This is a genomic window from Nocardioides sp., assembly GCF_004803405.1.
Taxonomy (GTDB): Bacteria; Actinomycetota; Actinomycetes; order Propionibacteriales; family Nocardioidaceae; genus Nocardioides; species Nocardioides vastitatis.
This window is the reverse complement of record NZ_SSXI01000199.1, coordinates 1-11,585: the sequence shown is the minus strand read 5'-3', so window position 1 is coordinate 11,585 and position 11,585 is coordinate 1. Positions and strand designations below refer to the sequence as shown.

The following is an 11,585-nucleotide window of genomic DNA, read 5'->3' as shown; positions in this document are numbered from 1 at the left end:
CGCACACCGCGCCCCCTCGCGCCGCACACCGCGCCCCCTCGTGTGGTGGGTCAGGGAGTCGTCAGGAGGGCGGTGGCGATCGCGGCGACGCCCTCGCCGCGGCCGGTGAGGCCGAGTCCGTCGGTGGTGGTGGCGGAGAGCGAGAGCGGGGCCTCCAGCACGGCTGAGAGGGCAGCCTCGGCCTCGGCGCGGCGCGGGCCGAGCTTCGGGCGGTTGCCGATCACCTGGACGGAAACGTTCAGGACGCGGAAGCCCGCCGCCTCGACGCGGCGGCGGGTCTCGCCGAGCATGGCGGCACCGCTGGCGCCGGCCCAGGCCGGGTCCGCCGTACCGAAGTTGCTGCCGAGGTCCCCGAGGCCGGCCGCGGAGAGCAGGGCGTCGCACGCCGCGTGGGCGGCGACGTCGGCGTCGGAATGACCTTCGAGGCGGGCGTCCTCGTCCGGCCAGGTGAGGCCACCGAGCGCCAGCGGCGGATCCCCGTCCGCCCTCGGGACGAGGCGATGTACGTCGGATCCGATGCCGATGCGGAGGCCGCCCGCCACGCCGCCTGGGTCTCTTGGGTTCACGCGCTGATCATGCCTGAGGAAGAATCACCAACGTGAGCACGTCCCGCGGTTGGTGGTGGCTCGTCGGAGTGATCGCTGGAGCGGTCGGTCTGGCAGTGAGCTATGCCACCGCGGCGCTGCTCCACGTGCGCGAGTCGCCGGTCGTCGCGGTCGCCGAGGGCGTCACCGCGCTGACCCCCGGTCCGGTCGTCAAGTGGGCGATCCGCGAGCTCGAGCAGGACGACAAGAAGGCCCTCGTCGTCGGCATGCTGGCCATCCTCACCCTCGTCTTCGCGCTGCTGGGCCGGGTCGCCCGGAGGCGCTGGTGGGTCGCCGTCGCCGGGTACGTCGTGCTCGCCGGCGTCGCCGTGATCGCCGTACTCACCAAGCCGACGCCGTCGCTGATCGACCTGGTCCCGATCGTCGTCGGCCTGCTCTGCTGGATCGTCGCCCTCGCGGTGCTCGCGGAATGGCTGCGCCGCTGGGAGCTGGTCGAGGAGAGCGAGGACCCGGCGGTCGAGCCGATGCACACGCGACGCCACTTCTTCGTGGCTGTGGCAGCGACGGCAGGGTTCGCGGCGTTCGGCGGACTCCTCGGCCGGATAGCCGGCAGCGCCCGGCGTCGCGCCGAGGAGAGCCGGCGCCTGCTCCGGCTGGAGGGCGTCACCGCGCCCGAGGTGCCCGACGGCGCCGAGTTCGACATCGACGGCCTGTCCCCCTGGCAGACGCCGAACGAGGACTTCTACCTGATCGACACCGCCTACATCAAGCCCGCCATCGACCCGGCCGGCTGGGAGCTGCGGATCCACGGGATGGTCGACCGCGAGATCACGCTGTCCTACAGCGACCTGGTCGCCCGGGAGATCACCGAGGACTGGATCACGCTCAACTGCGTGTCCAACAGCGTCGGCGGCGACCTGATCGGCAATGCCTGGTGGAGCGGCGTGCGACTGGCCGCGATCCTGGCGGAGGCCGGTCCGCAGCAGGGTGCCGACGCCGTCCTGCAGACCTCGGAGGACGGCTGGACCTGCGGCACTCCGCTGGCCGCGCTGATGGAGGACGACCGCAACGCGCTGCTCGCCATCGGGATGAACGGCGAGCCGCTGCCCATCGAGCACGGCTTCCCGGTCCGCACCATCGTGCCGGGCCTGTACGGCTACGTGTCCGCGACGAAGTGGGTGGTCGACATGGAGGTCACCCGGTTCAGCGACATCGAGGCCTACTGGACGCAGAAGGGCTGGGCGGAGCAGGGCCCGGTGAAGATGTCGTCCAAGATCGAGGTGCCGCACGACGGCGACGAGGTGCCTGCGGGCGAGGTCGTCTGCGCCGGCGTCGCCTGGGCGCAGCACACCGGCATCGCAGGCGTCGAGGTGCAGGTCGACGGCGGCGCCTGGGAGCGGGCCGAGCTCGCCGGCGTGCCGAACGACGACACCTGGGTCCAGTGGCGGATCATGCTCGACGTGGAGGAGGGCGACCACCAGCTGCGGGTCCGCGCCACCGACAAGGACGGCGAGGTGCAGACCGGCGTCGCGCGGGACGTGCTGCCCGACGGAGCCACCGGCTGGCACACGATCGACCTCAGCGTGAAGGCCTGATCCCCCGATGGGCCTCGACGCCGACTTCGCCGGTCTGCCCGGCGGCGCCCTCGTGGTGGGCGGCTCGGGCGGCCTGGGCCGCGCGATCGCCGAGCTGCTGGTGGCGCGTGGGGCACGGGTCGCGGTCACCCACCGCACCCGGCCGGTCGACATCGGGGTCGCGTCGTACGGCCTCGACCTGGCCGACACCGCCGACGTGCCGCGGGTGGTCGACCACGCCGTCGCCGAGCTCGACGGGCTGCACACGGTCGTCTACGCGGCCGGGCCGCACGTGCCGATGACCCATCTGTCCCGCGTGGCGCCGGCGGAGATGGCCGCACAGCTGGCGGTCGACGCCGCCGGGTTCTTCGCGATCGCGCACGCCGCGCTGCCGGCGCTGCGGGACGCCTCGGGCTCGCTGACCGCCGTGACCACTGCGGCGACCTCCCGGTTCCCCGTCCGGGACGGCCTGTCGTCGGCCCCGAAGGCGGCCGTCGAGGCCATGGTGCGAGCGCTCGCGGTCGAGGAGGGGCGGTACGGCGTCCGCGTGAACGCCGTCGGCCCCGGCATGCTCACCGACGGGATGGCCGAGCGGCTGATCTCCTCCGGCGAACTGGACGAGCGGGCGCTCGAGGTGACGCGCGGCAACATCCCGATGCGGACGTTCGGCACCGCCGCCGACATCGCCGAGGCGGTCTGCTTCCTGGCCTCGCCGCGCGCGGGATTCATCAGCGGCCAGAAGCTGGACGTCGACGGCGGCTACAGCGCCTAGCTGTGATGCCCAGGCCGCCCGGCTACCAGTTGCCGGAGGCCGCCGGCAGCGGGTGGGCGGCGTCGTGGATCACGTAGGTCAGGCCACCGGACGCCTCGAGCCAGAGCCGCTCGAACTCGGCTCGGCGATAGACCCGGGTCACGCCGGCCCGGGTGCGCGCGGCCGGGTCGTTGACGACCACCGCGCCGTCGCTGCGGAACCCGACGATCACCAGCAGGTGGCCGTCGGACGAGCCGATCGGCGCGCCGGTGAGCTCGCCGCGCTCGAAGGCGATCGACACCACCGGCGGGATGCCGGCCCTGACCAGGCGCTCCGCCTCGCGCAGGTTGCGCAGCCGGGTCACGAACGCCTTCCCGGCGAGCTCCGCCGCGTAGGCGGTGTTGAACGGCCAGTTGCCGGTGCCGCCGTAGCCGTGGTCGTAGGTCATCCGGGCGGCGTGGTCCACCCACGGGTCGGTGTGGCCGCTGCGCACCCACGCGTAGGCGGCCGGCCGCGGCAGCCTCCGGTAGTAGCCGAGCACCATCGACGTCGAGGTCGGCGAGCACCATGCCGCGCCACCGCCGCCCCACTCCGGGTAGTGGCCCGCGTGCGCCATCTGGGAGTACCGCGGCACGTCCAGGAGGGTCCCGCTCGCCACACCCGGCCGGGAGGTCGGCCCGGCGGTGGCGGGCAGCCGTGAGGTCATCACCGTCGCCAGGTCCAGGCTGGGCACCGCGGCGCTTCCTGTCCGGCGGTGCACCCTCACCTCCAGCCGGTACGACGCCAGGCCGGCCGTGCGCCACGTGTCGACGTTGACGCGGGTGCCGTCGTCGGCCTGGCCCGACACCGAGTGCCGCTTCACGTGGCGATCGCCGGCGGCCCAGCGGGCCAGCACGTCGAAGGAGGTCAGCGCGCCGCCCGCCGAGCGGCCACGGACCCGCACCTCGATCCAGCTGTCGCCGGGCGTCCTGGCCGACCAGGACGGGATCAGCTCGGTGAAGGAGAATCCCGGGGAGACCCAGGGGCTGGTCCAGCGGGCGACGTCGTACCGCCGGCCGGCGTAGGACCCGGTGCGGATCGGCTTCGAGAACGCCATCCGGCCGCCGGAGGTGTAGCGCACGCCCTCGGCCTTGCCGCTGCGCCACTGGGCGCGACTGTCGAACCTTTTCAGGTGCACCATGCGCTCGGTGGTGGTCACCGCGAGCTCCGCCGGCGCGCCCTCCTCCGACCGCCCGCCGGGGACCAGCGCGAAGACGGTGGCCACCAGGCAGGCGGCCACCGCGGTCGCCAGGGCGGCAGGGACGGCAGGGCGCATGACGCCACGGTAGGTCACAAAAGTCACTCCAGTCACACATTGCCGGTCGGCACACCCACCACTTCGGCTCGCGGGGCGACGATGTGAGGCCGACCCGCGCCGATCCCTAGACTGAGCCGGTGACCATCCGGCTCTACGACACCGCGACCCGCGAAGTCCGTGACTTCGTGCCCCTCCAGGAGGGCAAGGCGGGTCTCTACGTGTGTGGTCTGACGGTGCAGAGCGAGCCGCACGTCGGACACGTGCGGTCGGCGGTCAACTTCGACGTCCTCCAGCGATGGCTCCGGTTCCGCGGCTACGAGGTCACCTTCATCCGCAACGTCACCGACATCGACGACAAGATCCTCCTCAAGGCGGCCGAGCAGGGACGCCCCTGGTACAACCTGGCCTACGCCATGCGGATCGAGCTCGACCGCGCCTACGCCGCCCTCAACGTCGCCCCGCCGACCTACGAGCCGGCCGCGACCGGGCACATCCCGGAGATGATCGTCCTCATCGAGGAGCTGATCGCCAGGGGCCATGCCTACGCGGCCGCGGACGCCTCCGGTGACGTGTACTTCGACGTACGGTCCTGGCCGCAGTACGGCGAGCTCACCCACCAGGGCATCGACGACATGGAACCGGCCGCCGATGCGGACCCCCGCGGCAAGCGGGACCCGCGCGACTTCGCTCTCTGGAAGGGCTGGAAGCAGGAGTCCGAGCCGGAGACCGCGGCATGGCCGTCCCCGTGGGGGCCTGGCCGCCCGGGCTGGCACATCGAGTGCTCCGCGATGGCGGGGAAGTACCTCGGCCCGGCCTTCGACATCCACGGCGGAGGCGTCGACCTGCGGTTCCCGCACCACGAGAACGAGCAGGCCCAGTCGCGCGCGGCCGGCCGGCCGTTCGCGTCGTACTGGATGCACAACGCGTGGATCACGACCGCCGGCGAGAAGATGAGCAAGTCGCTCGGCAACACCCTCAGCATCCCGGCCGTCCTGCAGCGCTATCGCGGCGCCGAGCTGAGGTTCTACATGGTGGCCGCGCACTACCGCTCGCACGTGGAGTTCTCGTTCGAGGCGCTCGACGAGGCCGCCGCCGGCTACAAGCGGATCGAGACGTTCCTCGGGCGGGTCGGCCCGATGGCGGGCGCGACCTGGGACCTCCCCGACGCCTTCGCAGCGGAGATGGACGACGACCTCGGCACGCCGGCAGCGGTGGCCGTCCTCTACGACACCGTGCGTGAGGGCAACCGACGCCTCGCGGCCGGGGAGGACGCCTTCGAGCAGGCAGCGCACGTCCACGGGATGCTCGAGGTGCTCGGCCTCCACCCTGCCGACCGCGCCTGGGCCGCGGGCGCCGGCGCGAACGACGCCGAGGAGCGGCTCCGCGCAGCGGTGGACGCCCTCGTCGCCGGTCTCCTCGAGGAGCGTGCCGAGGCGCGCGCGGCGAAGGACTGGAGCCGGGCGGACACGATCCGCGACCGGATCAAGGCGGCCGGCATCGAGGTCACCGACACCCCTGACGGACCTGCCTGGACGGTGAGCTGACATGCCCGGGGTCTCGACACGCCCGACGCCCGTCCCTCGCGACGGGCTACTCGACCACCGAAAAGGACACTGACGTGCCTGGTAACTCCGCGCGCAAGGGCGCGATCCGCAAGTCGAGCAAGAAGCCGACGGCTGGCTCCGGTGGGCGCGTCCGGCGCGGCCTGGAGGGCAAGGGCCCCACGCCGAAGGCGGTCGAGCGGCCCTATCACAAGGCCCACAAGGCGGTCGAGGCCAAGAAGCGGGCAGCGGCCAAGAAGGGCGGCCCGCGACGTCGTACGGGCGACGCCGAGTGGATCGCCGGGCGCAACCCGGTCCTCGAGGCGCTCCGGGAGGGCGTGCCCGTCACGTCGGTGTACGTCGCCGACGGCGCCGAGCGCGACAACCGGCTGCGCGAGATCTTCCGGATCGCTGCGGAGAACGGGGTCGGCCTCCTCGAGGTGAGTCGCAACGAGCTGGACCGGCTCACCGACGGTGCCGTGCACCAGGGGCTCGCGGCGCGGATCCCGCCCTACGAGTACGCCCAGCCGGACGACCTGCTGGACGCGGCCGCCGAGTCCGGTGAGGCGCCACTGATCGTGATGCTCGACTCGATCACCGACCCGCGGAACCTCGGTGCCATCGTCCGCAGCGCAGCCGGGTTCGGCGCGCACGGAGTGGTGATCCCCGAGCGCCGGGCGGCGTCGATGACAGCCTCGGCCTGGAAGACCTCGGCCGGTGCGGCCGCGCGCTGCCCCGTGGCGCAGACGGTCAACCTGAACCGGCAGATCAAGGCCTACCAGGACGCCGGATGCTTCGTGGTCGGCCTCGCCGCCGACGGCGATCTCTCGCTGCCCGAGCTCGTGGCCGACGAGGACCTCGCCCGCGGGCCGCTGGTGCTCGTGGTCGGCTCCGAGGGCGACGGCCTCTCCCGCCTGGTGGCCGAGAACTGCGACCGGCTGGTCTCGATCCCCATGGCAGGCGTCCTGGAGTCCCTGAACGCCGGTGTGGCCGCCTCGGTGGTCCTCTACGCGGTCGCGGAGTCCCGAGCGCACCAATAAGCCCGCGATGTCGTCGTTTCGTCTCCTGAGGGTCCTGGCGTGGTTCGGGGCCTGGCTGGTCGTGTCCACCTGCGCCGCCTCGCTGATCTTCGTCGGCAGCGAGCGGACCATCGTCGTCGCCAGCCACGACGCCACGGTCAGTCCGGACCTCTCGGGCAACGTCGTGGTGCGCACCGGCCCGGTGCTTCCGGACCTGCGCATCTCCTCCGGCTCGGAGATCGGCGTCGAGGTCGAGCTCGGCAAGGCCGACACCGACTCGATGCAGGTGCTGACGGCACGCTACGCGGCGATCGCGTCGCAGCCTCGCGGCCAGGTCGCGGTCGTCGGCCGCGCGGTCCGCACGATGGCGCTGGCCGCGATCGTCCAGGGAGCCGCCCTGGGCGCCGTACCGCTCCTGATCTGGTTCGCCGTGGGCGGCGACCGCCGTCGTGACCTCGTCCGACGCCTGCGGACCCGGTCGGGGCTGCTCGGGGCAGCGGTGGTCCTCGTCGTCCTGACCGGGATCGTGGTGCCGCTCGGCTGGGGTCGCTCGGAGTCGGCGGCGGAGCGCTGGACGCCGCTCGGGGAGTTCCTCGGGCCGAGCCTGAGGCTGCCACCGGAGGCCGAGGGTGTCGAGGTGCTCGCCGACGCCACCACGGCGCAGACCCGCAGGCTCGTGGCCAGCGCGGTGAGCAGCTACCGGCAGGGACTCGAGTTCTACTCACGGGCCGAGCAGGACGCCGCGGGCCTGGAGCTGCGCGAGCCGGAGGAGGACGAGACGGTCGTCCTGCTCGTCTCGGACCGGCACGACAACATCGGGATGGACAGTGTCGCGCGGGCGATCGCCGACGCCGGCGGTGCGACGGCCATCTTCAACGCCGGTGACGACACCTCGACCGGGGAGCGGTGGGAGGCATTCTCCCTCGACTCGGTCGCCGAGGCGTTCGAGGACTACGACGGACGCTGGGCCGTCGCGGGCAACCACGACCACGGCTCCTTCGTGAGCGAGTACCTCGGAGAGCTCGGCTGGACCTACCTGGACGGCTCCGTCGTGGACGGGCCCGGTGGGTCCCGCCTGCTGGGTGTCGACGACCCTCGATCCAGTGGACTGGGCAACTGGCGCGACGAGACCGGGCTGACCTCGAAGGAGGTCGGCGAGCGGTTGACCGAGGCCGCATGCCAGGCCGACGAGGACGGCGAGCGGGTCAACACGATTCTCGTCCACGACGCCGACTTCGGCGCCGGCGCGCTCGCGCGCGGCTGTGTCGACCTCGTGGTCGGGGGTCATGTGCACGTGACGACCGGTCCGGACCCGGGCGTGGGGGAGAACGGGTCGACCGGCTACACCTACACCACCGGCACCACCGGCGGCGCGGCGTACGCCATCGCGATCGGGACGAAGCTCCGCCGCGCGGCGGCGGTCGCGCTGATCACCTACCGCGACGGTCGACCGGTCGGTATCCAGTCCGTGACGCTGCAGACCAACGGCCGGTACGACGTCGACGAGTGGGTCGAGCTCACCTACTGAAGGGGGCGCGGGCCACCGGGAGGGCGGCCGGCCAGCTGGGAGCCCGACTAGGGTGCGCCCCATGGGAACGACCGTGGAGAGGCTGCTGCCGAGCGGGGAAGCCGAGGAGCTGCTCGCGCTGGCCCGCGAGATCGCGACGAAGGAGCTGGCCCCGCAGGTCGCGGAGGCCGAGGAGCGGGCGGAGTTTCCCGAGTCGGCGTACCGCCTGCTGGGCAGTGCCGGCCTGCTGAGCCTGCCGTTCTCCGCGGAGTTCGGCGGTGGGGCGCAGCCGTACGAGGTGTACCTCCAGGTGGTCGAGGAGATCGCCACGGCCTGGCCGAGCGTGGCCGTCGGCACCAGCGTCCACGCGCTGACCGCGACGGTCGTCGACGCCAACGGCTCCGCAGAGCTCAAGCAGCGGTGGCTGCCGCGGATGCTGTCGGGCGACTGGCTCGGGGCGTACTGCCTGTCCGAGCCGCAGGCCGGATCCGACGTCAGCGGGATCCGGACGGCGGCGCGCCTCGACGGCGATGCGTACACGGTCAAGGGCGTGAAGCAGTGGATCTCCAACGGCTCCTGCGCCGACTACTACATCCTTTTCGCGCGGACCTCGGAGGACCCGAAGCGCGGACTCTCGGCCTTCTTGGTGCCGGAGGGCACCGAAAGCATGTCGTTCGGCGCGCCTGAGCGGAAGATGGGCCTGCACTGCGACGTCACCACGCAGGTGCTGCTCGACGGGGCTCGGATCCCCGTCGACCAGCTGATCGGCGAGGAGGGCGCGGGCATGCGGGTGGCGCTGTCCGCGCTCGACGCGGGCCGCCTGGGCATCGCCGCGGTGGCCACGGGGATCGCCCAGGCGGCCCTGTCCCACGCCGTCGGCTACGCGCGCGAGCACGAGCAGTTCGGCAAGCCGGTGGGCGAGTCCCAGGGCGTGCAGTTCATGCTGGCGGACATGGCCGCCGACGTGGAGCGTGCGCGCGCGTCGTACCTCCATGCCGCGCGGCTGAAGGACGCCGGTCGTCCGTTCTCACGGCAGGCCTCGATCGCCAAGCTGACCGCCACCGACGCGGCGATGCGGGTCACGACCGATGCGGTCCAGGTGCTGGGCGTCGACGGCTGCACGCGGGAGTACCCGGTGGAGCGGCTCTTCCGCGACGCGAAGGTGACCCAGATCTTCGAGGGGACCAACCAGATCCAGCGGATGGTGATCGGGCGCGACCTGCTGCGCTGAGCACTGCCTCTAGGCTTGACCCGCACATTCCCCGGTTGGTCTGCCGGTAGGGCCCGCCTGACTTTGAATCAGGACTAGCGACGTAGGTTCGACTCCTACCCGGGGAGCGCAGCGGTCGGCTCGCCCCGTGACGACGGTGGCCGCCTGTACGGCCGGCCGCAGGACTCAGGCGCAGCACACGCCGGTGGAGGCGCTGTCGACCCCGGTGCCGACCGACTCGAGCGCGATCTCGGCCGAGGAGCCGGCGTCGGCCTTCTTGACGTACCACTCCCAGCGGTTGCCGTCGGGCGCGTGCACCCAGGTCTCGACCTTCTCGGCGAAGCAGCAGGTCGTGTCGTCGATGCCGGTCGTCTCCAGGCCGGCCGCCGACAGGCGCGCCTCGGCGGCGACGACCTCCTCCGCGGTCTCGGTTTCCACGCCCAGGTGGTTGATCGACCCGGGCTCGGCCCCGGCGTTCTCGAACACCACGAGCTTGAGCGGCGGTTCGGCGATCTCCCAGTTGGCGTAGCCCTCCTTCACCTTGTAGGGCGCGGTGTCGAAGAGCCGCGAGTAGAAGTCGATGGCGTCCTCGAGGACGGGGACGTTCAGCGCGAGCTGGAGTCGCATGGGTGTTCCTCTCCGGGCGGCGGGTCGCCCCCCAAATATTGATGATGATCGATATCCTGGAACAGATATCGACTTCTGTCAATGTCTTGAGGCGCGTTGGCCGGGCGACCGCCGAACCCGTCTAGGGTTGGGACGTGCCCGACCAGCTGACCGTCATCGTCCTCGCCGCCGGCGGGGGCACCCGGATGAAGTCGAAGACCCCCAAGGTCCTGCACCGGATCTGCGGCCGCAGCATGATCGGCCACGTGCTGAGCGCGGTGAGTGCGCTCGAGCCGGCGCGCGTGGTCACCGTCGTCGGGCATCAGCGGGAGCTGGTCGGCCCGCACGTCACCGAGCTGCTGCCCGGCGCGGTGCTCGCGGTCCAGGAGGAGCAGCTCGGCACCGGCCATGCCGTGCGGGTGGCGCTCGAGGCACTGGGAGACGGGCCACGCGAGGGCACCGTCCTGATCGCGTACGGCGACACGCCCCTCCTGCAGGGTGAGACGCTCCGCGCCTTCGCGGACTCCCACCGGTCCGCCCGGGCGGCCGTGAGCATCCTGAGCGGCATCGTCGCCGACCCCCACGGCTACGGTCGCGTGGTGCGCGACCCGGAGGGCGTCGTCCAGGCGATCGTCGAGGAGAAGGACGCCACCGACGAGCAGCGCGCCATCACCGAGATCAACTCGGGCATCCTCGCGTTCGACGCCGCGTTCCTGGCCGACTGCATCACCCGGATCGGCAACGACAACCTCAAGGGCGAGTACTACCTGACGGACGCGATCGCGCTGGCCCGTGAGGCCGGGCTGACCGTCGCCGCGCACGCCGTCGAGGACGCCCTGCAGACCGAGGGCGCGAACGACCGGGCACAGCTGGCCGCGCTGGGCCGCGAGCTCAACCGCCGGATCCTCACCCGCTGGATGCAGGACGGCGTGACCGTGATGGATCCCGAGACGACCTGGATCGACGCCCAGGTGGTGCTCGCCCCCGACGTGACGATCCTCCCGGGCACGCAGCTGCTCGGCGCGACGGTGGTCGAGGAGGACGCCGTGATCGGGCCGGACACCACCCTCGAGGACTGCGAGATCGGTGCCGGTGCCCGTGTGGTGCGCACCCACGCCCAGCTCGCCGTGATCGGCCCCGAGGCGACGGTGGGCCCGTTCTCCTACCTCCGTCCCGGCGCGACCCTCGGCGCGAAGGGCAAGATCGGCGCCTTCGTCGAGGTGAAGAACGCCCAGATCGGGGCGGGCGCGAAGGTTCCGCACCTCTCCTACGTCGGCGACGCCGAGGTCGGCGACGGCACCAACATCGGCGCGGGCACGATCTTCGCCAACTACGACGGGGTCAACAAGCACCGCACGACGGTCGGCAAGCACGCCAGCACCGGTGCCAACAACACGTTCGTCGCGCCGGTCGAGATCGGCGACGGTGCCGGCACCGGCGCCGGCACCGTGGTGCGTCGCAACGTGCCGCCCGGCGCGCTGGCGGTCAGCGCGGCGCACCAGCGGAACCTCCCCGGCTGGGCGCAGCGCCGTCGT

The 11,585-nt window shown here is 72.3% G+C and carries 10 protein-coding genes and 1 tRNA gene; 8 read left to right on the top strand and 3 right to left on the bottom strand.

Features of this window, described 5'->3' with window-relative positions; genetic code table 11:
- Nucleotides 1-50 precede the first annotated feature (50 nt).
- On the bottom strand, nucleotides 51-566 hold the full coding sequence (gene ispF, locus E7Z54_RS14055; protein ID WP_206056213.1) for a 2-C-methyl-D-erythritol 2,4-cyclodiphosphate synthase: 516 nt from the start codon (nucleotides 564-566) through the stop codon (nucleotides 51-53).
- Between the two features lie 32 nt (nucleotides 567-598).
- Here ispF and E7Z54_RS14050 point away from each other — a divergent pair, with 32 nt between their 5' ends.
- Both E7Z54_RS14050 and E7Z54_RS14045 read left to right on the top strand, forming a co-directional pair.
- Nucleotides 599-2,140 (top strand): molybdopterin-dependent oxidoreductase, encoded by a 1,542-nt coding sequence (locus E7Z54_RS14050; protein WP_136434709.1) that lies wholly within the window; start codon nucleotides 599-601, stop codon nucleotides 2,138-2,140.
- Nucleotides 2,141-2,147: 7 nt separating this feature from the next.
- Nucleotides 2,148-2,891: an SDR family NAD(P)-dependent oxidoreductase gene (locus E7Z54_RS14045; protein ID WP_136434708.1), complete on the top strand. Its 744-nt coding sequence runs from the start codon at nucleotides 2,148-2,150 to the stop codon at nucleotides 2,889-2,891.
- A gap of 22 nt (nucleotides 2,892-2,913) precedes the next feature.
- Here the strand turns inward: E7Z54_RS14045 and E7Z54_RS14040 are convergent, their stop codons facing one another.
- Nucleotides 2,914-4,185 (bottom strand): C39 family peptidase, encoded by a 1,272-nt coding sequence (locus E7Z54_RS14040; RefSeq protein ID WP_136434706.1) that lies wholly within the window; start codon nucleotides 4,183-4,185, stop codon nucleotides 2,914-2,916.
- A gap of 119 nt (nucleotides 4,186-4,304) precedes the next feature.
- Here E7Z54_RS14040 and cysS point away from each other — a divergent pair, with 119 nt between their 5' ends.
- From cysS to E7Z54_RS14015, 5 genes are all read left to right on the top strand, one after another.
- Nucleotides 4,305-5,711, top strand: a complete 1,407-nt coding sequence (gene cysS / locus E7Z54_RS14035; protein WP_136434704.1) for a cysteine--tRNA ligase — start codon at nucleotides 4,305-4,307, stop codon at nucleotides 5,709-5,711.
- A 74-nt stretch (nucleotides 5,712-5,785) separates the two neighbouring features.
- Nucleotides 5,786-6,748, top strand: coding sequence for a 23S rRNA (guanosine(2251)-2'-O)-methyltransferase RlmB (rlmB, locus tag E7Z54_RS14030; RefSeq protein ID WP_136434702.1), 963 nt, complete (start codon nucleotides 5,786-5,788; stop codon nucleotides 6,746-6,748).
- A gap of 7 nt (nucleotides 6,749-6,755) precedes the next feature.
- Complete coding sequence (locus E7Z54_RS14025; RefSeq protein WP_136434700.1) at nucleotides 6,756-8,255, top strand: metallophosphoesterase family protein; 1,500 nt, start codon at nucleotides 6,756-6,758, stop codon at nucleotides 8,253-8,255.
- Between the two features lie 61 nt (nucleotides 8,256-8,316).
- Nucleotides 8,317-9,465 carry an acyl-CoA dehydrogenase family protein gene (locus E7Z54_RS14020; RefSeq protein WP_136434698.1) on the top strand — a complete coding sequence of 383 codons (1,149 nt, stop codon included), beginning with the start codon at nucleotides 8,317-8,319 and terminating at the stop codon, nucleotides 9,463-9,465.
- A 28-nt stretch (nucleotides 9,466-9,493) separates the two neighbouring features.
- Nucleotides 9,494-9,572, top strand: a tRNA-Gln gene (locus E7Z54_RS14015).
- Nucleotides 9,573-9,630: 58 nt separating this feature from the next.
- On the opposite strand, the gene E7Z54_RS14010 is transcribed toward E7Z54_RS14015, so the two are convergent.
- A complete protein-coding gene (locus E7Z54_RS14010; protein ID WP_136434697.1) occupies nucleotides 9,631-10,071 on the bottom strand; it encodes an ArsI/CadI family heavy metal resistance metalloenzyme in 441 nt (146 codons plus the stop codon).
- A 134-nt stretch (nucleotides 10,072-10,205) separates the two neighbouring features.
- Between E7Z54_RS14010 and glmU the strand changes: the two genes are divergently transcribed.
- Nucleotides 10,206-11,585 (top strand): bifunctional UDP-N-acetylglucosamine diphosphorylase/glucosamine-1-phosphate N-acetyltransferase GlmU (glmU, locus tag E7Z54_RS14005; protein ID WP_136434695.1); only part of this gene is annotated, 1,380 nt, incomplete at its 3' end.